The organism is Pseudomonas sp. BIGb0164 (assembly GCF_024810135.1).
GTDB lineage: Bacteria > Pseudomonadota > Gammaproteobacteria > Pseudomonadales > Pseudomonadaceae > Aquipseudomonas.
In genome coordinates this window covers 692949-717081 of record NZ_JANUEA010000003.1, presented here as the reverse complement: position 1 = coordinate 717081, position 24133 = coordinate 692949, and the positions used below count along the sequence as shown (strand labels likewise).

Genomic DNA, 24133 nt, shown 5'->3' with positions numbered 1-24133 from the left:
GACAGAATTGAGGGGCGTAGATGCTTAATGCTCTTCGCCCTGAAACCTGTGTTTCAGGGCAAAAAACATCACATCAGTCAGTCCTTTTTCAGCTTCGGATTGGGGAAAAACTGCACCGCCTGCACCTTCGGGTCCGCTGGCGCTTTCAACGCCGACGTATTCACCCGCGTGCCCAATTCCTTGGGCACCGACAAGCCCTGGTCATTCAGCGTGTCGGTATAACCGCAGGCCACGCACTCACGGTGTGGCACGTTGTCTTCGGTCCACATCTTCAACTTGTCCGGCTCGCTGCACGCCGGGCAAACCGCCCCGGCGATAAATTGTTTCTTGGTAATCACAGGCCCTTCACTCATGCTGCCGCGTCCTCACTCAGGCCGCTGTGGCGCAAGAGTGCGTCAATCGACGGCGCGCGTCCGCGGAAATCGACGAACAGCACCATCGGCGCCTGGGAACCGCCACGGGCCAGGATCGCCTCGCGGAAGGCGCGACCGGTCTCGGCATTGAGCACGCCGTCTTCTTCGAACTTGGAGAAGGCATCGGCCGACAGCACTTCGGCCCACTTGTAGCTGTAGTACCCCGCCGCGTAACCGCCCGCGAAGATATGCGCAAAGCTGTTGGGAAAGCGGTTGTAGGCGGGCGGACGCATCACCGACACCTCATCACGCACACCCTCCAATACCTGAGCAACACTGCGGCCGTCGCCGTGAGTGGCGTGCAGCTCGAAGTCGAAGAGCGAGAACTCCAGCTGGCGCACCATCATCAGGCCGGATTGGAAATTCTTGGCGGCGAGCATTTTTTGCAGCAGGTCTTGTGGAAGCGGTTCGCCACTTTCGTAGTGGCCGGAGATCAGCGCCAGGCCTTCCGGCTCCCAGCACCAGTTCTCCATGAACTGGCTCGGCAGCTCCACCGCATCCCAAGCCACCCCGTTGATACCGGAAACGCCGGCGTGTTCAACGCGGGTCAGCAGGTGATGCAGGCCGTGGCCGAACTCATGGAACAGCGTGGTCACTTCATCGTGGGTCAGCAGGGCAGGTTTGCCGCTGTCGGCAGGTGTGAAGTTGCACACCAGGTTGGCCACCGGGCTTTGCAGTACGCCGTCGATCGTGCGGCGACGGTCACGCGCGCCGTCCATCCACGCGCCGCCACGCTTGTTGGCGCGGGCGTACAGGTCGAAGAAGAAGCGGCCCACGTGCTGGCCGTTTTCCTTGATTTCAAACAGACGGACATCCGGGTGCCAGGTGTCGAAGCCTTTTTGCTCGGCGATTTCAATGCCGTACAGGCGTTGCACGATGGCGAACAGGCCGCTCAGTACTTTGTCGATGGGGAAGTAGGCGCGCAGGGCTTCCTGGGACACGCTGTAGCGCTGCTCGCGCAGTTTTTCGCCGTAGAAACCACTGTCCCAGCTTTGCAGGTCCGCGCAGCCTTGTTCGGCGGCGTAGGCCTTGAGCTGTTGCAGGTCCTGGGTGGCAAACGGCTTGCTGCGCTTGGCCAGGTCGCGCAGGAAACTCAGGACCTGGTCGCTGGACTCGGCCATCTTGGTGGCCAGGCTCAGTTCGGAGAAGGACGCGTAGCCCAGCAACTGAGCCAGTTCCTGGCGCAGGTCGAGGATTTGTTCCATCACCGGGCCGTTATCATTCTGACCGGCATTCGGGCCTTGGTCCGACGCGCGGGTGCAATAGGCCGCGTAAACTTCCTCACGCAGCGCGCGGTCCTGGGCGTAGGTCATCACCGCGTAGTAGCTCGGGAACTCCAGGGTGATCAGCCAGCCGTCGAGGCCTTTGGCCTGGGCAGCGGCGGCCATCTGCGCCTTGGCCGAGTCGGTCAGGCCGGCGAGGGTGGCTTCATCGGTAACGTGTTTGGTCCAGGCCTGGGTGGCATCCAGCAATTGGTTGGAGAACTTGCTGCCCAGCTCGGACAGTTTGCTCTGCACTTCGGCATAGCGTTTTTGCTGCTCGGGCGGCAAATCGATACCCGACAGGCGGAAGTCACGCAGGGAATGTTCCAGGATAGTTTTCTGCGCCACGTCGAAACCCGCGGCTTCCGGGCTGTTGGCCAAGGCTTCGAAGGCCTGGAACAGCGCACGGTTCTGGCCCATCTCGGTGGAGTAGGCGCTCAAGGCCGGCAGGCAGCTTTCGTACGCTTCACGCAGTTCGGCGCTGTTGCATACGGCGTTGAGGTGGCTGACCGGGCTCCAGGCAGCGCCCAGGCGATCATTCAACTCGTCCATGGCCAGCACCAGGCCAGCCCACGTAGGGTTTTTGCCCTGGCTTTGCAGGATGCCTTCGATGGCGACGCGGTTGTCGGCGAGGATCTGTTCGATGGCCGGCTGGACGTGCTCGGCACGGATCGCCGAGAACGGCGGCAGGTCGTAGGACTGCAAAAGTGGGTTGTTCGCGCTCACGGTGGGTACCTTGGCTGAAGAAACATGTAAGAACAAAGATGGGGCCATCTTAATTACAATCAATGCCCACCGCAGCTATCAGCAGAAGAGAGAGAGGCTATCGTGACCCTTCGCACCTATCAGAACCACACGCCAACCCTGGGCGCCGGGGCTTTTGTCGATATTTCGGCGGTGGTGATCGGCGATGTCGAAATCGGCACCGACAGCTCGGTTTGGCCGCTCACGGTGATCCGCGGCGACATGCACCGCATCCGCATCGGTGCCCGCACCAGCGTGCAGGACGGCTGCGTGCTGCACATCACCCATGCCGGCCCGTTCAATCCGGACGGTTTCCCGCTGCTGATCGGCGACGACGTGACCATCGCCCACAAGGTCATGCTGCACGGCTGCACCGTCGGTAATCGCATTTTGATCGGCATGGGCAGCATCGTGATGGACGGCGCGGTGGTCGAGGATGACGTGATCATCGGCGCCGGCAGCCTGGTGCCACCGGGCAAGAAACTCGAGAGCGGCTTTTTGTACGTGGGCAGCCCGGTTAAACAAATCCGTCCGTTGACCGACAAGGAGCGTGCCTTTTTCACCTACAGCGCAGCGAACTACGTGAAGCTCAAAGACCTGCACCTGGCCGAAGGATTCGATCAATGACCCTGAACTACACCACCGTCCTGTTCGACCTGGACGGCACCCTCACCGACCCGCGTGAAGGCATCACCCGTTCGATCCAATACGCCCTCGGCAAGCTCGGCATCGACGAGCCGGACCTGACGAAGCTGGAACACTTCATCGGCCCGCCGCTGCTGCAAGCCTTCATGCAGTTCTACGGCTTTGATGAGGCCAAGGCGTGGGAGGCGGTGAATTTTTATCGCGAACGCTTCAAGGTCACCGGCCTGTATGAAAACCGTGTGTTCGAAGGCGTGATGCCGTTGCTGGAAGACCTGAGCAGCCAAGGCCGCCAGCTCTACGTGGCCACGTCCAAGCCCTGGGTGTTTGCCCGCGAAATCGCCCGGCATTTTGATTTCGCCAAGCATTTCAAGGTGATCTACGGCAGCGAGCTGGATGGCACGCGTACCAACAAGGTTGAGCTGATCGCGCACTTGATCCGCGAAGAAGGCCTGGACCCGGCCACCACCTTGATGATTGGTGACCGCAAGCACGACCTGATCGGCGCGCGCAGCAATGGCCTGGATTCAGCAGCGGTGGGGTATGGGTTTGGCAGCTTCGAGGAGTTGAGTGCCGAGGCGCCGACCTGGCATTTTGAGACGTTGGCGCAGATGCATCAGGCGTTTTTGCAGCGGCCTTGAGATTGCCATCGCCGGCAAGCCAGCTCCCACAGTTGACTGGGTTCCAAATTTGAAACGGGGTCAACTGTGGGAGCTGGCTTGCCGGCGATGAGGCCCTAAGGCCCACCACCCTCCAACTGTTTCAACGCCGCCTTGCGCTGCGCCACCGGCAACCCACCCATCTTCTCCACCGCCGCAAAAAACCTCACCCAATCCCCATCCACCTGCCGAAACAACGCCGCAAACGCCGGCACCCACTGGTCATACAGCCCGAACGGCAACAGTCGCGCATTGTTCATCGGCTGGTTAATCCAAACGTCATAGCGTTTATCCCCCGCCCACTGGCTGTCGCGCATCTGCCGGTAATCACGGCGCAAGCGTTCGAACTCTGCGGCTTTGGCCTGGCGCATCACATCGGCGGCCAACGGTTGGGCGTACAGCGTTTCCAGGCGCTTGCGAGTGTCGAGCACCAGCCGGATGAACTGGTCGCGTTGCTTCAATGCCGCGTCGCTGACCGGCGCCAGGCCGCGTGCAGCACGCCATTGGCGGGTGCCTTCCTGCTCAACGAAGTTGGCGTAGGACTCGTTGAACTCGGTGTCGTCCTTCACATAAAAACGCTGGTGCGCCAATTCATGGAAGATCAGCGTGGCCAGGCGCTCATCGCCCCAGTTCATCATCGAACTCATGATCGGGTCGTTAAACCAACCCAAGGTCGAATAGGCCTCCACCCCGCCAATCGACACGTCCATGCCCCGTTGCCGCAACAACGCCGCTTCGCCACGCGCCGCGCCCTGGTTGTAATAACCGCGATAGGCCACGCAACCGGCAATCGGAAAGCAATGGGTTTCAGGTGAAAGGGAAAATTCCTGCGTGGCGAAGACATTCCAGACCACGTAAGGCCGGCCAATGTCGGCGTACAACCTGTAACTCTGGTTGTCGGGCAAGTGCAGGTGTTCGCTGGCAAAGGTGCGCGCTTTCTGCGATTGCACCAGGTGCTCACGCAAAACCTGGGGGCGGGAAGGGTCGGCGATCACCTCGGCAACCGGCTCACGCGCACGCAGCAACTGCCATTGGCCGCTGGCCAACTGGCTGTAATAGCTGACGCTGGAACAACCGCTGAGCAGCACCGCCAGCAACCCTGGAAGAAAACGCCTGACCATGCCCCGACTCCTGGGTTATTGATTCGCCAGACTATCCTGCCCGCACGGAATTTTTCCATGGCGTGGCGTGTTTATACTCATAGGGAGTCTGCTGCCATCCGCGCCAGGCTCAATTCTTTCCAACCGTTGAGTGCCTGCCATGCGCCAGCTCTTGCTTCCCCTCGCCGCCGTGTTCCTCACAGCGTGCGCAACCACGCCGATCCCGCCAGCGGACCCGCACCAGGCCTGGGTCGACTTCATCACCCCGACACCCGGTGCCAAGCTGGTAATGGCCCAGCGCCTGGACGGCAAGAACCTCAACGACGGGCGTTTCTTCCAGGTGCCACCGGGCAGCCATGAGCTGATGGTGCGCTTCGATTTCGAGGTAAATACCGGCACGGGGATCGGCGGGCTGGACCAGACGCGCGACCGCACCTGCTTCATGACCCTGCAGTACGACAATTTCCAGGCGGGGCAGCACTATCAGTTGGAAGGACGCTCGCTGGCGTTCACGCCCAACATCCGGCTGTATGACGCTGCTGGCAAGTTACTGGCCGAAGAGCGCAGTGTGAACTGCCTCTGATCAGTCGTTGTTTTTCTGGTAGAGGATGCGCTTGGAGCCGTTTTCGCAAGAACCGACAATCATCGCACTGTCGTGATTCTTGGCTTCTTCGGCGGTGATGATTTCCAGGGTGTACGAAGGAATCGCCTTGGCCTGGATATTCGTTTCAATCTCTTTCCTGAGCTCTTCACAATCTTTTGGAGCGGCCACGGCCGACGTGGCCAGAACACCGCAGATGATCGCCAAGGCAAAACGTTTCATGTGTGAAGCTCCCTGAATGCACTGCGCACGGGTGTGCGCCTAGGCAGTAATGGCTATTCGACCACAGTTTGTAAATGCGAGTTCTGATTTAACACAAACCAAATGTGGGAGCGGGCTTGCTCGCGAATGCGGTGTGTCAGTCAATAAATCTGTGACTGTTACACCGCATTCGCGAGCAAGCCCGCTCCCACAGGGGTTCTGTTGCGTTAGTTTACGAGAGTGGCATCCAGGCTAATTTTTGCATTCAGCACCTTGGAGACCGGGCAACCTTCCTTGGCCTTTTTGCTCAGTTCATCGAACTGCGCCTGGCTCGCGCCGGGGATCTTGGCCTTGAGGATCAGGTGCACAGCGGTAATGGCGAAGCCGCCCTCGACTTGATCCAGGGTGACTTCGGCCTGGGTGTCGATGCTGTCAGCCTTGAGGCCGGCATCACCCAGAATCATGGAAAAGGCCATGGAGAAGCAGCCGGCATGGGCCGCGCCAATCAATTCCTCAGGGTTGGTGCCCTTGCCGCCCTCGAAACGCGCCTTGAAGCCGTAGGGCGCTTCGCGCAATACGCCGGTTTCCGTAGAGATGGAGCCCAGGCCAGTCTTCAGGTCACCTTCCCAATGCGCGGATGCTTTTTTCACGATACTCATAGCGGTCTCCTCGAACGGTGGTTTTGCGTCAGTAAGGGTTCTGAGGATAGACGCCCCGCCAAAGTTCATCTTGTCGGAGAAACCTAGCAATGCAGTAGGAAATTTCCATCCTCGCTATTGAATCTCGGGTATATGCCCACATCTCATTAACCATGCACATGAAGCGGCAGGTTTTGGTTCGTCTATAAGCCTGCGCACCTAATGGAGAAGCAGGCTTATGAAATCGCTGTCCGACGTGAAGTTCTCGACCCTCGACCTCGTGCCCGTGCGCGCCAACGGCAGCCCGGCACAGTCGTTGCGCAACTCCCTGGACCTGGCCCAGCACGTGGAAAAGTTCGGCTACAACCGCTTCTGGGTGGCCGAGCACCACAACATGGACGGCATCGCCAGCTCGGCCACTTCGGTGTTGTTGGGCTACCTGGCGGGCGGTACGTCGACCATCCGCGTCGGCTCCGGTGGCGTGATGCTGCCCAACCACGCGCCGCTGGTGATTGCCGAGCAGTTCGGCACCCTTGAAAGCCTCTACCCCGGCCGTATCGACCTGGGCCTGGGCCGTGCGCCCGGCTCCGACCAGATGACCGCCCGCGCCCTGCGTCGTGAGCGTTCCGGCAGTGCTGACGATTTCCCTGAAGATGTCGCCGAACTGATGGCCTACCTGGGCCCGCGCACCCCCGACCAGCGGGTGATTGCGGTTCCCGGCACCGGGACCAACGTGCCGGTGTGGCTGCTGGGCTCCAGCCTGTTCAGCGCACAGCTGGCAGGTGAGCGAGGCTTGCCCTACGCCTTCGCCTCCCATTTCGCACCACGCCTGATGCACGAGGCGATCCGCGTCTACCGCAACCACTTCAAGCCTTCAGCCGTGCTGGACAAGCCCTACGTCATGCTTGGCATTCCGCTGGTGGCCGCCGACACCGATGAGCAGGCCGATTACCTGGCGACTTCCGTGTACCAGCGCATTCTCGCCCTGATGCGCGGGCAGAGCCTGGTGCAGCGCCCACCGGTGAAAACCATGGACGGCCTGTGGCTGCCCCATGAAAAAGACGCTGTGGGCAGCTTCCTGGGCCTAGCGATGGTGGGTAGCCCGGCGAAGATCCGCGCCAAGCTGGAAGTGCTGATCGAACAAACCGGCGCCGATGAGCTGATTTTCACCTGTGACCTGTACGAGCACGCCGACCGGATTCATTCCTACGAGTTGCTGGCGCAATTGATGAAGGGTTGACCCCCTCAGGCAAAAAAACGACGCACCTGTGGCGAGGGAGCTTGCTCCCGCTGGGCTGCGTAGCGGCCCCAAAAAATGGGAGCGCTACGCACTCCAGCGGGAGCAAGCTCCCTCGCCACAAGTGCGTCGAATTTATGTCTGCAACACGGGATTAACCGCGCTTGTAAGCAATTTCCTTGGTACCGGCTTCGCAGCTACCGACTACTTTGTAACCTTCGGCTACAGCGCCCTTGTCCACTACTTCCAGCGAGTAATGCTTGGCGCCCTTGGCGTCGATTTTCGCAGCAATTTCGCTTTTCAGCTCTTCACATGGCTTGCCCGCCGCCAGGGCTGTGCCCGCAATGCTCAACAAACCTACCGCTAACAGGAACTTCTTCATCCGTTACTTTCCTTGCGCTGATCGAAAAGAGCGTGCCGGCGCGCGTCGCGTCGGCACCCTAAGGTTGTAGCGCAGGTTATGGCAATCGGCCAGTCGGCAAAGTTCAACCGATGCCATCAACTACTGGCAATTCGGAACCCCACCTTGAGCGTGACCTGAAAGTGCGCGGCCTTGCCGTCCTTGATGTGGCCGCGGGTTTCAGTCACCTCGAACCATTCCAGGTGCTTGATGCTCTTGTTGGCCTCGGCCAGGGCATTGTTGATCGCGTCTTCGATGCTGGAGGTGGACGAGCCCACCAGTTCGACTTTCTTGTAGGTGTGATGATCACTCATTGCAGTTCTCCTAAGGGTCGTTAAGCAAGCGTAGCAGTCAATGTTCTTACTGCTTCTGGCGACCGTTCCTGGGTGAAAGTTCAGATTTACTGCACTTTCTGAAACCGCCGCAGTCGGTATCTACACCTGCCACTCAATCACTTCAGGAGAGTCCACATGGCCAACACTTCTTTACGCAAAGCGTCGCTGGAAAGCATGGAAGCCGAGATTTCGAGCCTGCTCAAATCGCTGGAAAGCCTCAAGGACGATGCATCCGACGAGTCGCGCAAAACCTTGAAGGCCCTGAAAAGCAATGCCGAGAATGCCCTCAAGCATTCCCGCCACTTGATCAGCGATGCCTACGAAGAAAGCAAAGTCAAAATCCGCGAAACCGGTGTTGCCACCCGGGACTACGCACAAGAGCACCCGTGGACCACAGCCGGCGTCGCCGTCGGTGCATTGGGTCTGCTCGCCGCTTACCTGCTGTGCAAACGCGGCGATTAAACCGGTTCGCGCAGTAGCTCAGCCTTGAGCCACTGCGCCAGCTGCCCGGCGCGCCCATCTGCGGCACGCTTGGGTAGCCACAGCGCCAGGTGCGCCGGGGTTTCACTGAAGCCCCATGGCGCCACCAGGCGGCCTGCCCGCAGGTCCTCGGCCACCAGTGGCTGCGGGGCAATCGCCACGCCCAACCCTGCCACTGCCGCCTCCAGCAAATAATACAAATGTTCAAAGCCCTGGCCGTGTTTCAACGCGCCGGGTTCGATGCCGTGCTGCGTGGCCCAACTGGGCCAGGCCTGTGGACGTGAGGTGGTGTGCAACAGCTTTTCACCACATAAAGCTTCAGCCGGCGCCTCGCGCAAGCGTTCATAACCGGCAAAGCGCGGGCTCATCACCGGGCCGATGCGTTCACTGGCCAGTTCATACACCTGCATGTCCGCCGGCCATGGCGGCTCCGCGAACACCAACAGCGCGTCCAGGCCTGGGCGGCGCGGGTCCAGATCACCATCACCCGCCGACAGGTGCAAACGCAGGTCCGGCAAATCTGCATTCAAGCGGCCCAAACGCGGGATCAGCCAGCGCGCCAACAAACTGCCCGAACAACCGAGCACGAAAGGTGCGTCGGCGCTGGCCTGGGTCAGTTCCGCACACACGTCTCTGAGCCGCTCGAACGCATCGGTGGTGGCATCACGGAGACGTACGCCCGCATCTGTGAGTTTAAGGCCGCGCCCATCCTTGGCGAACAAGCTGATACCCAACTGTTCCTCCAGCACCTTCAACTGCCGGCTGACAGCACCGTGGGTCACATGCAATTGCTCTGCGGCCTGACTGACGCTGTTCAATCGCGCAGTGGCTTCAAAGGCACGCAGGGCATTGAGAGGGGGAAGGTCTCGGCTCATCTGTGAGTTTTCCTGACAGGTTGCAGCGATCTTATCGGTTTTCAGCGCAGAAGGTCAGGGGTAGAGTGGCCCTCATTGCTTCCCACACCCATTCCTTCCTGGAGCGTCCCATGACTCAGTCCCAGACCGATCTACGCAACGGCCCAGATGCCAACGGCCTGTTTGGCGCGTTCGGCGGCCGCTACGTCGCTGAAACCCTGATGCCGTTGATCCTCGACCTGGCCCGCGAATACGAAGCGGCCAAGGAAGATCCAGCATTCAAAGAAGAACTGGCCTACTTCCAACGCGACTACGTGGGCCGTCCAAGCCCGCTGTATTTCGCTGAACGCCTGACCGAGTTCTGCGGCGGCGCCAAGATCTACCTCAAGCGCGAAGAGCTGAACCACACCGGCGCGCATAAGATCAACAACTGCATCGGCCAGATCCTGCTGGCGCGACGCATGGGCAAAAAACGCATCATCGCCGAAACCGGCGCCGGCATGCACGGTGTGGCCACCGCCACCGTGGCTGCGCGCTTCGGCCTGCAATGCGTGATCTACATGGGCACCACCGACATCGAGCGCCAGCAGGCCAACGTGTTCCGCATGAAGCTGCTGGGCGCCGAAGTGATCCCGGTGGTTGCCGGCACCGGCACCCTAAAGGACGCGATGAACGAAGCCTTGCGTGACTGGGTGACCAACGTCGACAGCACCTTCTACCTGATCGGCACCGTGGCCGGCCCGCACCCGTACCCGGCGATGGTCCGCGACTTCCAGGCCGTGATCGGCAAGGAAACCCGCGACCAGTTGCAAGCCCAGGAAGGCCGTCTGCCAGACAGCCTGGTGGCGTGCATCGGCGGCGGTTCCAACGCCATGGGCCTGTTCCACCCATTCCTGGATGACACCCGCGTTGAAATCATCGGCGTTGAAGCAGCCGGCCATGGCATCGAGACCGGCAAGCACGCCGCCAGCCTCAACGGCGGCGTACCGGGCGTGTTGCACGGCAACCGCACCTTCCTGCTGCAGGACGACGATGGCCAGATCATCGACGCCCACTCGATCTCTGCCGGCCTGGACTACCCCGGCATCGGACCGGAACACGCCTGGTTGCATGACATCGGTCGCGTCCAGTACACCTCGGTGACCGACGACGAAGCCCTCGACGCCTTCCACAAATGCTGCCGCCTGGAAGGGATCATTCCTGCACTGGAAAGCGCCCACGCCCTGGCCGAAGTGTTCAAACGCGCACCGACCTTGCCGAAAGATCACCTGATGGTGGTCAACCTGTCCGGCCGTGGCGACAAAGACATGCAGACCGTCATGCACCACATGGAAACCTCTCAGCAGGAGAAACACTGATGAGCCGCCTGCACACCCGCTTCGCACAGCTTAAAGAACAGAACCGCGCCGCCCTGGTGACCTTCGTCACCGCTGGCGACCCGGGCTATGACACCTCGCTGGCCATCCTCAAAGGCCTGCCGTCCGCAGGTGCCGACGTGATCGAGCTGGGCATGCCCTTCACCGACCCGATGGCCGACGGCCCGGCGATCCAGCTGGCCAATATCCGTGCGCTGAACGCCAAGCAGAACCTGGTGAAAACCCTGCAGATGGTGCGTGAGTTCCGCAAGGACAACAACGACACGCCCCTGGTGCTGATGGGCTACTTCAACCCGATCCACAAGTACGGCGTGCCGCAGTTCATCGCCGACGCCAAAGAGGCCGGCGTTGATGGCCTGATCGTGGTCGACATGCCCCCAGAGCATAACGGCGAGCTGTGCGACCCGGCCCAGGCCGCTGGCATTGACTTTATCCGTCTGACCACGCCGACCACCGATGACGTGCGCTTGCCCACCGTGCTCAACGGCAGCTCCGGCTTTGTGTACTACGTGTCGGTGGCCGGTGTGACCGGTGCCGGCGCCGCGACCCTGGAACACGTCGAAGAGGCCGTGACCCGCCTGCGTCGGCATACCGACCTGCCGATCAGCATCGGTTTTGGTATTCGCACGCCGGAGCAAGCGGCAGCCATCGCGCGGTTGGCGGACGGTGTCGTGGTAGGTTCGGCATTAATCGACCACATCGCCACTGCGAAAAATGATCAGCAAGCGATTGATGGCGTATTGAGCTTGTGCGCGGCGCTGTCGGAAGGTGTCCGTAACGCCCGTAAGTAAACGCCGTGTAGCAGTAGGTAAAGTTCCTGATACAGAGGAATCAAACTGAAAACTCAGTACCTAAACTGACAAGACCAAGGGATTTCGAACCTCGTTCGAAATCCCTTTTTTGTTCGTGCAGTACTGAGGAAAGCCCCCATGAAAATGCCTAAACGCTTGATCGCCGGTCTCGGCGTGCTGATGCTGGGTGCCACTGCCCTGGCACACGCGGCGCCCTACGATCAGGGCGGCCCCGACCGTGGCGGCCCGCAAGGCCAGCACGAGCAGCGCGGCGACGACCATCGCGGCCCGCCAGACAACCGCCGTGGCCCACCGCAGGATTTCGGCCCGGTACGCCAGATCATCCACGACAACCACGGCCAGTTCGCCCGTGGCGCACCGCCGCCCCCAAACGTACGCCTAGTGCGTGGCCAGCCCCTGCCACGCGGCTATTATGGCGAACGCCTGGACAACCGAGCGCTGGGCCGCCTGCCGCAGTACCCAGGCTACGAATGGCGCCGTTCCGGGCCTGACGTGGTGTTGATCGCCGTGGGCACGGGGATCGTCTACGAAATCCTCGATGGCGTCCTGAACTAAGCCCTCTGCATTTGTATTTCTTCCGCTAGGCTTGAAGGGTGAACGTATGTTCACCCTTCAATCCACTTCATGCCTATTGCCTTCTAACAGCTCTGCAAGCCACGCATTCCTTGCCTCGAGGTTGTTAAGTTAGTCGCATCAGAAGTCATCCTTGGCTCTTTGGAGTACATCATGGCATTTGATCTCGTCACCCCGTCGGACCGTCGTCATTCAACCCTGCAAAAAGGCTTCAACCTTCGCTGGCCCCTGGGTAATGTCCAAGGCCAGTCCTCGCCCAACGGCGCCAACCTGATTTACCTGTGCTATAGCACCCAAGACATTATCGATGCCGCCGCCCAGGCGCTGGCAGTGCCCGATGGCCGTATCACCGTGCGCAGCGGCGGTCATTGCTACGAAGGTTTCGTCGCCAACAAAATGCCCGGCAATCCCAATGAAGTGTTGTCGATCCTCGATATCAGCCAACTCAACCAAGTGGTCTACGACCACAAAGGGCAGATCGCTTCGGAACTGGTCCCCACTTCGCCACATCGCTACGGATTCCGCTTGGAGGCTGGCGGCCAGAACTGGGATGCCTACGTGGCACTGTACAAATTAGCCAACAAGAGCCTGCCAGGCGGCTCATGTTACTCCGTCGGGCTGGGCGGCCATATTTGCGGCGGTGGCTATGGATTGCTGTCGCGCAAGGATGGCTTGGTATGTGACTGGTTGAGTGGCGTCGATATTCTGGTGCCCAATGCTCAAGGCAATGGCCTTGCACCTGTACACGTCTCCCGCAACAGCACCGATCAGGACGAGCGGGACCTGTTTGCCGCGTGTTGCGGGGCAGGCGGCGGACAGTTCGGGATTATCACCAGCTATTACTTCGAAGCGTTGCCCGAAGCCCCCAAGGAAGTGCTGTGGTTGGTGTTGGAGTGGGACTGGTCGCTGCTGACCAAGCCGGCACTCGACAAGTTGCTGACGGCCTATCAGGACTGGTTTTCTCGCAATCAAGCCAACCCCGACACGTGGGGCTTGGCGACCAAGCTGGAAATGCGGCATCAGAACACCGGCAACGTCACGATGGATGTTCATTACGTGGATAAGAACGGTGAGGTGAACGACCGAGCCCCATTCGAGGACTTTGTCAGCTCAATGCTCAATGCCATCGGTATTCCTGCCACCGAATGCCTGAGCCCTTTCCCAACGACCCACCTGCCACGCAGCAACCCGACCGGGCGCACGATCAACTCCGTGGAGTCTGCACTAGCAGCGACGCGCCAGATGGATTGGCTGCATTGCCAACAGACGCTCAACGGTTCCGGCCCGAACCAGCGTGGCCGATATAAGTCGGCTTACCAGACAGGTATTTTCACACCAACGGTACTGCAGGCGATCTGGGACACACTGACCTGGAATGACCCAGGTAAACAACTGACTCAGAGCCTGATCCAGATCCAGTCATTTGGCGGGCAGATCAATGAGGCCAGCGCCGCAGTACGCCGGGAGTCATCGGTGGCGCAGCGCTCGTCGTATCTTAAGTGGCAGCCGCAATGCTACTGGCGTGATGAAAGCACCGCATCAGATCAGGCACACGCACAGTGGATTCAAGGCTTGTTCTTCGCCGCCTTCGCCAATGACTCTGGTGTTCCCATCAATGCCCAATTCCAGGGGTGCTATATCAATTACCCCGACCGCGACATGCTGTTTATCGACGGTGACCCCAACAAGGGACCGAACCCGCAGTGGTACAAGGTTTTCTTCCCCGACCTCATTATCGAAAGCCGTCTGCGGCGCACCAAGCAACGTTGGGACCCATTGAATGTGTTCCGTAACGAGATGTCGGTGCCGTAATCCAGAATGAAAAGGGCGACCTCAAGGTCGCCCGATTCCTACAACTCGATCCGCTCGACTTTACCGACCAGCAACACGTAAGAGAGCGCGCCGAGCAATGCCAACACGGCAATGTAGGTAATCGCCGGCGCAAACGAGTCGCCGCTGGCCAAAAAGCCAATCACGATGGGCGTGGCGATCGCCGACAAATTGCCGATGAAATTGAACACGCCCCCCGTCAGCCCCAATAACCGGGCCGGTGCCAAGGTCGAGACGAGCGACCAGGTGATCGACGCTAGGCCATTACCAAAGAACGCCACGGCCAGGAACGCAATCACCCAGGCCGTCGAATCCACATAGTTGGCGCCGATGATCGCCGTAGAGATCAGCAACCCGCCGATGATCGGCAGCTTGCGCGCAAACCCCACCGACGCGCCGCGACGGATCAGCCAGTCGGAAAAGATCCCGGAACACAGCACGCCGACAAACGCAGCAAGGAACGGCAGCGATGCCAGCAGGCCGGACTTGATGAAGTCCATGCCGCGATACTTCACCAGATAGGTGGGGAACCACGTCAGGAAGAACCACAGCGTGGAGTTCAGGCAGAACTGCCCGAGGTAGATGCCCCAGAGCTTGCGCTTGCTCAGCACGATCCCCAGGTCGACCCAACTGAACGGCGCCTTGGCGGTTTTTTCCTGCATGTCCACCAGGCCGCCACCTTCACGAATCAGCTGGATTTCCGCGCTGTTGGCACCCTTGAAATCCTTTGGCTCGCGGTACACCGCGTACCAGATGACCGCCCACAAGATGCCGACACCACCGGTGACAACAAACACCATGTGCCAGCCAAACGCGTGTTGCAGCCACGCCAGCACCGGCGTGAGAAACGCCAGCCCGACAAACTGCCCGGAGGTGTAGACGCCAATCGCCGTGGCACGCTCACGCTCGGGAAACCAGGTGGTGACCACTCGGCTGTTGATCGGATACGCCGGCGCTTCCAATGCGCCCACCGCCATGCGCAGCACGAACAGGGCGATAAAGCTGGCGGCAAAGCCGAGCATGACGGTCGCGATAGACCACAGCAGCAAAGCCGCCGTGTAGAGAATGCGTGGCGGCACGCGGTCCACCAGCCAGCCGCCCGGGATCTGCATGGCGGCGTAGGTCCAGCCGAACGCGGAGAAGATCAGCCCGACATGCACCGGGTCGATGCCCAGCTCGCTGGTCAGCGCCGGGGCGGCAATCGACAGGTTGCTACGGTCGAGGTAGTTGATCACCACGGTGATAAACAGCAGCACCATGATGAAGTAGCGCTTTCTCGTAGGCGTGACTAAAGAAGCCTGCCCGGTGAAGGATTCAGGGTGCATGGGGGTTGCCTCTTTTTATGTTTATTGAGGACGGATATTGGCTGACAGAACACGCCCGACTATAGGAGCTGGCAAGCCAGCTCCTACAGTGGATTCGGTTTCGTCAGGGGAAGGGTTATCACCACTCGGCAAAACTGCCATCGGCGTGGCGCCAGATCGGGTTGCGCCAGCGGTGGCCGATGGCCGCGCGTTCGATCACGTATTCCTCGTTGATCTCGATGCCCAGGCCCGGCCCGTTGGGGATCTTCACGAAGCCCTGGTCATAGTCGAACACGCCGGGGTCGCGCACGTAGTCGAGCAGGTCGTTGCTCTCGTTGTAGTGAATGCCCAGGCTTTGCTCCTGGATGAACGCGTTGTAGCAAGCCGCGTCCAGTTGCAGGCACGCGGCCAGGGCAATCGGGCCCAGCGGGCAGTGCAGGGCCAGGGCCACGTCGTAGGCTTCAGCCATGTTGGCGATCTTGCGGGTTTCGGTGATGCCGCCTGCGTGGGACGCATCCGGCTGGATGATGTCGACGTAGCCTTCGCTGAGTACACGCTTGAAGTCCCAACGCGAGAACAGCCGCTCGCCCAGGGCAATCGGCGTGCTGGTCAGCGGCGCCAGCTCCTTGAGCGCCTCGTAGTTCTCGCTGAGCACCGGCTCTTCGATGAACATCAGCTTGTACGGGTCGAGCTCCTTCATCAGTACCTTGGCCATGGGCTTGTGCACCCGGCCATGGAAGTCCACGCCTATGCCGACGTTCGGGCCAACCGCGTCACGCACAGCGGCGACGTTGGCCAGGGCCAGGTCGACTTTTTCGAAGCTGTCGACGAATTGCAGTTCTTCGGTGCCGTTCATTTTCACCGCAGTAAAACCACGGGCCACGGCCTCCTTGGCAGCGCGGGCAGTGTCGGCCGGGCGATCGCCGCCGATCCAGGAATACACGCGGATCTTGTCACGCACCTGCCCGCCGAGCAGGTCGCTGACGGACACGCCGAGGGCCTTGCCCTTGATGTCCCACAGCGCTTGGTCGATACCGGCCAGGGCACTCATGTGCACGGCGCCGCCGCGATAGAAACCACCGCGATAGAGCACCGTCCAGATGTCTTCGATGTTGCGGGGGTCTTTGCCGATCAGGTAGTCGGACAGTTCTTCGACGGCAGCGGCGACGGTGTGAGCGCGGCCTTCGACCACGGGTTCACCCCAGCCGGTCACGCCCTGGTCGGTTTCAACTTTCAGGAAGCACCAACGCGGCGGGACGATAAAGGTCGTGAGTTTGGTGATTTTCATCTGTTATCTCTCTTGTAGATGCGGCGCCTGCAGGCGCAAGACTTGAAATCAGCTCAGGGCTTTCCAGGCGGCGACATAGGCCTGGGCACGGCTGGCTACCTGTTCCACGGTCATGCCCGGCTTGAACAACCCGGAACCCAGCCCGAACCCTTTGGCGCCGGCGTCGATGAACACCTGCATATTGTCCGGGGTGATGCCGCCCACCGGCAGCAGCAAGGTGCCGGCTGGCAATACAGCCAACCATGCCTTGATCACCGCCGGGCCCATTTGCTCGGCAGGGAACAGCTTCAACACGTCGGCGCCTTCGGCCAGTGCGGCGAAGGCTTCGGTGGGCGTGGCCACGCCTGGCGACAGAAACAGGCCAGCGGCTTTGGCGGCACGCAACACCTTGGCATCGCTGTGGGGCATGACGATCACCTGGCCACCGGCCGCCTTCACGTGCTCAACCTGCTCTGGCGTCAACACCGTGCCCGCACCGATCAGGCAATCGGCGGGCAGGCTGTCACGCAGGGTGCGGATGCTGGTGTAAGGGTCGGGCGAATTGAGCGGGACTTCGATCACGCGAAAACCGGCCTGGTACAGCACGTGGCCGATGGCCTCGGCTTCGTCCGGGCGAATGCCACGCAGGATGGCGATCAAACCGTTTTGCGCGAGTGCTTGCTTGAGCATGTCAGGCCTCCGATACAGGTTGAGTGAGCCCGGCGGCCACGGCCAGTTGCCACAGGCCGCGCTCGGTGGCCTCCTGCGCCAGGCTGACATGGGCGAAGCCGAAGAGGGCGAGGGCGCGTTGATAACGGGCACAGAGCGGGGCGGCGCCGACCAGGATGATCGGCTGGTGTTTGGCGCTGTCGGGCAGGCCGGCAAGTTCATGACCGATGAGCAAGCCGGACAGGTAATCGGGCTGCTGGTCAGGGGCAAGCTCACCGGTGAGCCCAAGGGTGCGGGCGCTGAACAGGGTGGATAGCACGCCGCGCTGGCCATCGTTGGAAAGCGCCACCTGCACGCCGCGATCAAAGGCTTGGGCCTGGAAGTGTTCGCACGGTTGCTGGGTGCGCCCCAGGATGCTGTGCCTGCTCAACACCGCAAACACCTCGCCGGTCATGAAGGTATCGAAGTGCGTGATGCGACCTTCGACCACCTCGACCCATTTGGAATGGCTGCCAGGCAGGCCGATCAACGCGTCGGCACCCAACCCTTGGAGCACGCCCAGCACCTGGGTTTCTTCGCCGCGCATCACATTGGGCAAGCCGACCTGCTCGATCACGCCAGGCACGATATGCACGTCCACACCGCGCAGGCTGCGCACCCGGTGCAACGCCTGGCCGAGGCTGGCGACATCGACAGGGGTGGTGCGATAGGCCGCTTCGCTCCAGCCCTGGGCGCTGCCGACCATGCCGCAGGCGATCACGGGCAACCCGGGTTCGGCGTCAAGCCAGTCGCCACACGCGGCATCGAACGCCAACTCGAAGCCATTGCTGCAACGCACACCGGCAATGTCCCGGGGCTCATCAGGCAAATGCATGATGCCCCACGCCAGCGAGCGCTGTTCCAGCACCACACCTGCGCAGCCGAGTTTATAAGCACGAAGGGAACTGGTCCCCCAATCGAGCGCGATCAATTGCGCCTGCATCGCTTCACCTGAGTTTTGAGCGGATGCAGCGAATATAAACCTACGCGGACGCAAGTCTCAATATATAAATATCAATCCCATATTTAGGGATAGCATTTAAGAAAAGGCTGACAGGTTCAGCTCCCGCATTGCCCCCATCCAGACGGCATAGTCGGTGTGATCCTTCAGGTCATCACCGGTTTCAGGGTGCAGAAACACCACCAGGCCATTGCGATGGATCACCAACCACGGCAGCACAACACCGATGTATTCAGGGTCGAACGCCAATTGGCAGCTCCAATCCGGGTGCGGCCCCACCGGGCGTTCGTGCACGCGGCCCATGCGCAGCGGAAAAAGTTTGGCGGCGTCTTCGCACAGGGTGCGCGCCTGTTCGAGGGTGCTGGCGTCGAAGTAGATATGGGCGTGATAGCCCTTGATACGTTGCATGACGGACTCCGGATCCACTATGCGCCAGATGCTAGACCGCAATGGACGGCAGGGCCAGCCCGGTCAACGACTGCGCGCTGCTGGCTTGCTCGGCCACCAGCCAGTCGACAAAGCGCTCGACCAACTGCCCTCGGCGTTTGCGTTGAGGCTGCACGACGTAATAGCCGAAGCGCGAGATCACGGTGTCGCTGACCGGCCGGCACAACCAACCTTGCTCCAGCAGATTATCCACCAAGTGGCGCCAGCCAATGGCCACGCCCTGGCCGGCAATCGCCGCCTGGATCAGCAAGGTGTAGTTGTCGAAACGCAGTTGGCCCGGAGTGGGCGCGGCGCTGATGCCCAGCTCACGAAACACGCCGGCCCAATCGAACCACTGGCTGTTGTTTTCCTGGCGCAGGTGCAGCAGGGGAAAATCGTGCAAATTTTGCACAGTCAGCGCGGAGATCTGTTCCTTGAGCCATTGCGGGCTGCACACCGGGAACACTTCCTCATTGAACAACCACAGGCTGTCGCCTTGTTTGAAACGGCCGTCGCCAAACAGAACGGCCACGTCGATATCGCTGCGCAAGGTGGCGTGGTTGCGCTCGCTCGTCACCAGGCTCACATCCACCTGCGGGTTGGCCTTATGGAAGCGATGCAGGCGCGGCATCAGCCAATAGGCGGCGAAGGCGAAGTCGGTGGCGACTTGCAGCACTTCATGCTGATCCTGCTGAGTGATGAGGCTCAGGCCCTGGTTGATCCCCTGCAAACCGCCTTGCACATGCTCGAACAGCAACGCGCCGGCGTCGGTCAGTTCGATGCCGCGATAGATGCGATCAAACAGGCGGATCGCCAACTGTTCTTCCAGGCGCTTGATCTGCTGGCTGATGGCCGGCTGGGTGGTGCCCAGCTCCATTGCCGCCGCCGTAAAGCTGCGGTGACGCGCCGCCGCTTCGAACGCGCGCAGCAAATCGAGGGATAAATCGCCGAGGGCTTCATACATAAGCTGTGCTTATCCTAGACATTGCTTTTCATGGGCTTTACCCCACTTTTCATGGGCTGCATGCTCATTGGCATAAACACTGCCTATGGAATGCCGATAGATCATGAAGCGCAAGAACATTCTTTTCATCATGGCCGATCAAATGGCCGCGCCGTTGCTTCCGTTCTACGGCTCTTCACCCATCAAGCTGCCCAACCTCAGCCGCCTCGCTGAGCAAGGCGTGGTGTTCGACGCCGCTTATTGCAACAGCCCGCTGTGCGCGCCGTCGCGCTTTACCCTGGTGAGTGGCCAACTGCCGAGCAAGATCGGCGCCTACGACAATGCCGCCGATTTCCCCGCCGATGTGCCGACCTACGCCCACTACCTGCGCCGTCTCGGCTACCGCACCGCGCTGTCAGGCAAGATGCACTTCTGTGGCCCGGACCAGTTGCACGGCTACGAACAACGCCTTACCAGCGACATCTACCCCGCCGACTATGGCTGGGCAGTGAACTGGGATGAGCCGGACGTGCGCCCCAGCTGGTACCACAACATGTCCTCGGTGTTGCAGGCCGGCCCATGCGTGCGCACCAACCAGCTGGATTTCGACGAAGAGGTGGTGTTCAAGGCCCAGCAGTACCTGTTCGACCATATCCGCAAGGACGGCGATCAACCGTTCTGCCTGACCGTCTCCATGACCCATCCTCACGACCCGTACACCATTCCGAAGCCGTTCTGGGACCTGTACGACGACGCCGATATCCCTTTGCCTACGACGCCCGACCAAGCCGATCTCGACCCGCATTCCCAGCGTCTGCTCAAGGTCTACGACCTGTGGGACAAACCGCTGCCGGTGGACAAGATCCGCGATGCGCGGCGCGCCTACTTCGGCGCCTGCAGCTACATCGACAGCAATGTCGGCAAGCTGCTGCAAACGCTAGAAGACACGGGCCTGGCGGACAATACGATCATCATCTTCTCCGGCGACCACGGCGACATGCTCGGCGAGCGTGGCCTCTGGTACAAAATGCACTGGTTTGAGATGGCCGCCCGCGTGCCGCTGCTGGTGAGTGCACCGGGGCAATTTGCGGCGGGCCGCGTGGGCAAAGCCGTGTCCACCGCTGACCTGTTGCCGACGCTGGTGGAACTGGCCGGTGGCGAGCTGGACCCACGCCTGCCGCTGGACGGCCGCTCGCTGGTGCCGCACCTGCAAGGGCAGGGCGGGCACGACGAGGTCTTTGGCGAATACATGGCCGAAGGCACCATCAGCCCGCTGATGATGATTCGCCGTGGCGCCTACAAATTCATCTACAGCGAAGACGACCCTTGTCTACTGTTCGATGTGCACAACGACCCGCACGAGCGGGAGAACCTCAGCCAGTCACCGGAACACCGGGCACTGTTCGAGGCGTTTTTGAATGAGGCGCGAGCCAAATGGGACATCCCGGCGATCCACCAACAGGTGCTCGCCAGCCAACGCCGCCGTCGCCTGGTGTTTGAAGCACTGACCGAAGGAGAGCTGAAGAGCTGGGATCACCAGCCACTGGTCGACGCCAGTCAGCAATACATGCGCAACCATATCGACCTCGACGACCTGGAGCGCATGGCACGTTATCCACAACCCTGCCAAAACCAATAAATAAACAGAGGGAAGGCCATGCAAAAGTTGACGGTGATACTCGCAGCCCTGGCGTTGAGCAGCGCCAATGTGTACGCGGACACCCGCTGTGACACGGTGAAAATGGCCGATCCGGGCTGGAGCGATATCGCAGCCACCAATGCCATCACCGGTTTCCTGCTGACGGGCATGGGCTACAAGGCCAAGGTCGACACCCTGGCGGTGCCGATCACGTTTGGCGGGCTCAAGGACGGCCAGGTGGATGTGTTCCTGGGCAACTGGATGCCGGCGCAGCAAGGGTTCTATGACAAGTTCGTGGCCAATGGCGATGTGGTGCAACTGGCGAAAAACCTCGAAGGCACCGAGTTCACCCTCGCCGTGCCCGACTACGTGTGGGACGCCGGCGTACATGACTTCGCCGACCTGAACAAATTTGCCGACAAGTTCGACAAAAAGATCTACGGCATCGGCTCCGGCGCGCCAGCGAATATCTCGTTGCAGGACATCATCAAGAAAAACGACTTCGACCTGGGCCAGTGGAAGCTGATCGAGTCCAGTGAACAGGCAATGCTGGCCGAAGTGTCGCGAGCAGTGAAGAAACAGAAGTTCGTCACCTTCCTCGGCTGGACGCCGCACCCGATGAACGTGCAGTTGAAAATGCACTACCTCACCGGTGGCGAAAAGTACTTTGGTGACAAAGGCAGCGTGTACACCCTGACCCGCAAGGGTTATGCACAGGCCTGCCCGAACGTCGGCAAACTGCTGACCAACCTGAGTTTCACCCAGGACATGGAAAACAGCATCATGGCCGAGGTGGCCAACAACAAGGTCAGTAACGCCGACGCGGCGAAGGCGTGGATCAAGGCTAACCCGGCGGTGCTGGATAAGTGGTTGGAGGGGGTGAAGACCGTGGATGGCAAGGATGCATTGCCCGCAGTTAAAGCAAAACTCTAAGACCTGATGCAATTCAAATGTGGGAGCGGGCTTGCTCGCGAATGCGGCGTGTCAGTCAACAATTGCTTAGCTGAACCACCGCATTCGCGAGCAAGCCCGCTCCCACAGGGTTTTGTATGTACTGATATTCTGCGTAAAACCTTCAAACCGAGACCCTGATGCCCCGGCCCACCCGCCACACTCTTTTCCCCTTCCTGCGCTGGCTGCCGCGCCAAACCCGCGCCAGCGTGGGGCGGGACGCAATCGTCGGCCTCAGCGGCGCGGTGCTCGCCCTGCCGCAGTCGATTGCCTACGCATTGATCGCCGGTCTCCCACCCGAATATGGCTTGTACGCGGCCATTATCCCGGTGCTGATCGCGTGCCTGTGGGGTTCGTCGTGGCACCTGATCTGTGGGCCCACAGCGGCGATTTCCATTGTTCTTTACGCCAGCGTCAGCCCATTGGCCGTGCCGGGGTCGCAGGACTACATCACCTTGATCCTGTTGCTGACATTCCTCGCCGGGGTTTTCCAGTGGCTGTTGGGCATGCTGCGCTTTGGCGCGCTGGTGAATTTTGTCTCCCATTCGGTGGTGCTCGGGTTCACCCTGGGTGCAGCCGTGGTGATTGCGCTCGGACAGTTACCCAATCTGCTGGGGCTGGATTTGCCGAGCCAGGCCACAGCAATCAACAGCCTGCTGGCACTGGTCCATCACAGCGGCGAATGGGACCATGCCTCACTCCTCCTCGGAGTAGGCACGTTACTGGTGGGCGCGCTGCTCAAATACCTCGTACCACGCTGGCCAACCCTGTTGATCGCGCTGGCGCTGGGCAGCCTGGTCGCCTGGTTATGGCCGGCGATGTTCGGGCATGTGGCACTGGTCAGTTCGTTTATCGGCAAACTGCCGCCGTTCAGCCCGTTGCCCATGGACCTGGATGTGATCCTGCGCCTGCTGCCGAGCGCCGTGGCGGTGGGCATGTTGGGGCTGGTCACCAGCCTGTCGATCGCCCGCTCGCTGTCGGCGCGTTCGCAACAGCTGCTCGACGCCAACCAGGAAGTGCGTGCGCAGGGGTTATCCAACATCGTCGGCGGATTTTTCTCCGGGTATTTGTCAGCGGGTTCCTTTACCCGCTCCGGCCTGAGCTACGAGGCGGGCGCCTGTTCGCCGTTGGCCGGCGTCTTTTCTGCCTTGTGGGTGGCGCTGTTTGCGTTGTTTGGCGCGGCGTTGATCGCCCACATTCCGATCCCGAGCATGGCCGCCAGCATCTTGCTGATCAGTTGGGGGCTGGTTGACCGTCGCGGCATTCGCGCCTTATTCCGCGTCAGTCGCGCCGAATTTGTGGTGATGAGCCTGACCTGCATCGCCACCTTGCTGCTGGAACTGCAAACAGCAATTTATGCGGGCGTGCTGGCGTCGCTGTTTTTCTATCTCAAGCGCACGTCGCAACCCCGAGTGCAGCAATGGCGTGACGGCGATGAAGATGTGTTGCGGGTAGGGGGGTCGATCTTCTTCGGCGCCAGCCACTACCTGCAGGTGCGCCTGCAGAGCCTGCAGGGTGAGCGGGTGGTGATTGAGGCCCAGCAGATCAACTTTATCGATTACTCCGGGGTGGAGATGCTGCACCAGGAGGCGCGACGGTTGCGTGGGCTGGGGCGCAGCCTGACGTTGCGGCGGGCGCGGCCGCAGGTAGTAGAAGAGTTGAAAAAGCTGGAAGGGGCCGACAGCTGCCCTATCAATTTTCAGGATTGAACGCAGTTAAACATGTGGGAGCGGGCTTGCTCGCGAATGCGGTGGTTCAGCTAAGTAATTTTTGGCTG

26 protein-coding genes are annotated in these 24133 nt (G+C 60.7%); 12 read left to right on the top strand and 14 right to left on the bottom strand.

Features of this window, described 5'->3' with window-relative positions; all coding sequences use genetic code 11:
* Window positions 1-77: 77 nt before the first annotated feature.
* Window positions 78-353, bottom strand: a complete 276-nt coding sequence (locus tag M2394_RS11120) for a YheV family putative zinc ribbon protein (RefSeq protein WP_010207776.1) — start codon at window positions 351-353, stop codon at window positions 78-80.
* Complete coding sequence (gene prlC, locus M2394_RS11115; protein ID WP_259172472.1) at window positions 350-2449, bottom strand: oligopeptidase A; 2100 nt, start codon at window positions 2447-2449, stop codon at window positions 350-352. Before prlC ends, M2394_RS11120 begins: the two co-directional genes overlap by 4 nt.
* Before the next feature lie 54 nt (window positions 2450-2503).
* On the opposite strand from prlC, the gene M2394_RS11110 reads away from it, so the two are divergent.
* Window positions 2504-3046 carry a gamma carbonic anhydrase family protein gene (locus M2394_RS11110; RefSeq protein ID WP_099550173.1) on the top strand — a complete coding sequence of 181 codons (543 nt, stop codon included), beginning with the start codon at window positions 2504-2506 and terminating at the stop codon, window positions 3044-3046.
* Window positions 3043-3702, top strand: a complete 660-nt coding sequence (locus M2394_RS11105) for an HAD family hydrolase (protein WP_178923956.1) — start codon at window positions 3043-3045, stop codon at window positions 3700-3702. Before M2394_RS11110 ends, M2394_RS11105 begins: the two co-directional genes overlap by 4 nt.
* A 95-nt stretch (window positions 3703-3797) precedes the next feature.
* Here the strand turns inward: M2394_RS11105 and M2394_RS11100 are convergent, their stop codons facing one another.
* On the bottom strand, window positions 3798-4841 hold the full coding sequence (locus M2394_RS11100; protein ID WP_259172471.1) for an aminopeptidase: 1044 nt from the start codon (window positions 4839-4841) through the stop codon (window positions 3798-3800).
* A 139-nt stretch (window positions 4842-4980) separates the two neighbouring features.
* Between M2394_RS11100 and M2394_RS11095 the strand changes: the two genes are divergently transcribed.
* Window positions 4981-5403, top strand: coding sequence for a hypothetical protein (locus M2394_RS11095; RefSeq protein ID WP_178923960.1), 423 nt, complete (start codon window positions 4981-4983; stop codon window positions 5401-5403).
* On the opposite strand, the gene M2394_RS11090 is transcribed toward M2394_RS11095, so the two are convergent.
* Both M2394_RS11090 and M2394_RS11085 read right to left on the bottom strand, forming a co-directional pair.
* Window positions 5404-5643, bottom strand: a complete 240-nt coding sequence (locus M2394_RS11090; protein WP_178923962.1) for a DUF1161 domain-containing protein — start codon at window positions 5641-5643, stop codon at window positions 5404-5406.
* Window positions 5644-5849: 206 nt separating this feature from the next.
* Complete coding sequence (locus M2394_RS11085; RefSeq protein WP_169876331.1) at window positions 5850-6281, bottom strand: OsmC family protein; 432 nt, start codon at window positions 6279-6281, stop codon at window positions 5850-5852.
* A 217-nt stretch (window positions 6282-6498) separates the two neighbouring features.
* Between M2394_RS11085 and M2394_RS11080 the strand changes: the two genes are divergently transcribed.
* On the top strand, window positions 6499-7500 hold the full coding sequence (locus M2394_RS11080) for an LLM class flavin-dependent oxidoreductase (protein WP_021491416.1): 1002 nt from the start codon (window positions 6499-6501) through the stop codon (window positions 7498-7500).
* Window positions 7501-7651: 151 nt separating this feature from the next.
* Here the strand turns inward: M2394_RS11080 and M2394_RS11075 are convergent, their stop codons facing one another.
* Both M2394_RS11075 and M2394_RS11070 read right to left on the bottom strand, forming a co-directional pair.
* A complete protein-coding gene (locus M2394_RS11075) occupies window positions 7652-7879 on the bottom strand; it encodes a DUF1161 domain-containing protein (protein ID WP_178923964.1) in 228 nt (75 codons plus the stop codon).
* Between the two features lie 116 nt (window positions 7880-7995).
* The gene (locus tag M2394_RS11070; RefSeq protein WP_007953919.1) at window positions 7996-8211 is read right to left on the bottom strand and encodes a dodecin; all 216 of its coding nucleotides are present in this window, start codon (window positions 8209-8211) and stop codon (window positions 7996-7998) included.
* 156 nt (window positions 8212-8367) lie between these two features.
* On the opposite strand from M2394_RS11070, the gene M2394_RS11065 reads away from it, so the two are divergent.
* Window positions 8368-8694, top strand: coding sequence for a YqjD family protein (locus M2394_RS11065; protein ID WP_003170746.1), 327 nt, complete (start codon window positions 8368-8370; stop codon window positions 8692-8694).
* Here the strand turns inward: M2394_RS11065 and M2394_RS11060 are convergent.
* Window positions 8691-9587, bottom strand: a complete 897-nt coding sequence (locus M2394_RS11060) for a LysR family transcriptional regulator (protein ID WP_259172470.1) — start codon at window positions 9585-9587, stop codon at window positions 8691-8693. The two genes, M2394_RS11065 and M2394_RS11060, sit on opposite strands and share 4 nt — an antisense overlap.
* 110 nt (window positions 9588-9697) lie before the next feature.
* Between M2394_RS11060 and trpB the strand changes: the two genes are divergently transcribed.
* The 4 genes from trpB (at window position 9698) to M2394_RS11040 (ending at window position 14139) form a co-directional block, all read left to right on the top strand.
* Entirely contained in the window at window positions 9698-10924 is a 1227-nt protein-coding gene (gene trpB, locus M2394_RS11055; protein WP_178923968.1) for a tryptophan synthase subunit beta, read from the top strand.
* Complete coding sequence (trpA, locus tag M2394_RS11050) at window positions 10924-11733, top strand: tryptophan synthase subunit alpha (protein WP_178923970.1); 810 nt, start codon at window positions 10924-10926, stop codon at window positions 11731-11733. The genes trpB and trpA overlap by 1 nt, the downstream gene beginning before the upstream one ends.
* A 138-nt stretch (window positions 11734-11871) precedes the next feature.
* Entirely contained in the window at window positions 11872-12309 is a 438-nt protein-coding gene (locus M2394_RS11045; RefSeq protein WP_178923972.1) for an anti-virulence regulator CigR family protein, read from the top strand.
* Window positions 12310-12480: 171 nt separating this feature from the next.
* On the top strand, window positions 12481-14139 hold the full coding sequence (locus M2394_RS11040) for a BBE domain-containing protein (RefSeq protein WP_259172469.1): 1659 nt from the start codon (window positions 12481-12483) through the stop codon (window positions 14137-14139).
* A gap of 38 nt (window positions 14140-14177) precedes the next feature.
* Here the strand turns inward: M2394_RS11040 and M2394_RS11035 are convergent, their stop codons facing one another.
* From M2394_RS11035 to M2394_RS11010, 6 genes are all read right to left on the bottom strand, one after another.
* On the bottom strand, window positions 14178-15482 hold the full coding sequence (locus M2394_RS11035) for an MFS transporter (RefSeq protein WP_178923976.1): 1305 nt from the start codon (window positions 15480-15482) through the stop codon (window positions 14178-14180).
* A gap of 118 nt (window positions 15483-15600) precedes the next feature.
* Window positions 15601-16749, bottom strand: a complete 1149-nt coding sequence (dgoD, locus tag M2394_RS11030; protein ID WP_178923977.1) for a galactonate dehydratase — start codon at window positions 16747-16749, stop codon at window positions 15601-15603.
* Window positions 16750-16797: 48 nt separating this feature from the next.
* Window positions 16798-17418, bottom strand: a complete 621-nt coding sequence (locus M2394_RS11025; protein WP_259172467.1) for a 2-dehydro-3-deoxy-6-phosphogalactonate aldolase — start codon at window positions 17416-17418, stop codon at window positions 16798-16800.
* 1 nt (window position 17419) lies between these two features.
* A complete protein-coding gene (locus M2394_RS11020; protein ID WP_178923981.1) occupies window positions 17420-18379 on the bottom strand; it encodes a 2-dehydro-3-deoxygalactonokinase in 960 nt (319 codons plus the stop codon).
* Between the two features lie 96 nt (window positions 18380-18475).
* Window positions 18476-18805, bottom strand: coding sequence for a DOPA 4,5-dioxygenase family protein (locus M2394_RS11015; protein ID WP_178923983.1), 330 nt, complete (start codon window positions 18803-18805; stop codon window positions 18476-18478).
* A 31-nt stretch (window positions 18806-18836) separates the two neighbouring features.
* A complete protein-coding gene (locus M2394_RS11010) occupies window positions 18837-19787 on the bottom strand; it encodes a choline sulfate utilization transcriptional regulator (protein ID WP_259172466.1) in 951 nt (316 codons plus the stop codon).
* Between the two features lie 103 nt (window positions 19788-19890).
* Between M2394_RS11010 and betC the strand changes: the two genes are divergently transcribed.
* The 3 genes from betC to M2394_RS10995 all read left to right on the top strand — a co-directional run bounded on the left by betC (window position 19891) and on the right by M2394_RS10995 (window position 24065).
* Window positions 19891-21405 (top strand): choline-sulfatase, encoded by a 1515-nt coding sequence (gene betC / locus M2394_RS11005; protein ID WP_259172465.1) that lies wholly within the window; start codon window positions 19891-19893, stop codon window positions 21403-21405.
* Window positions 21406-21423: 18 nt separating this feature from the next.
* Entirely contained in the window at window positions 21424-22338 is a 915-nt protein-coding gene (gene choX / locus M2394_RS11000) for a choline ABC transporter substrate-binding protein (protein ID WP_178923989.1), read from the top strand.
* A gap of 158 nt (window positions 22339-22496) precedes the next feature.
* On the top strand, window positions 22497-24065 hold the full coding sequence (locus M2394_RS10995; RefSeq protein WP_259172464.1) for a SulP family inorganic anion transporter: 1569 nt from the start codon (window positions 22497-22499) through the stop codon (window positions 24063-24065).
* Window positions 24066-24133: the final 68 nt, after the last annotated feature.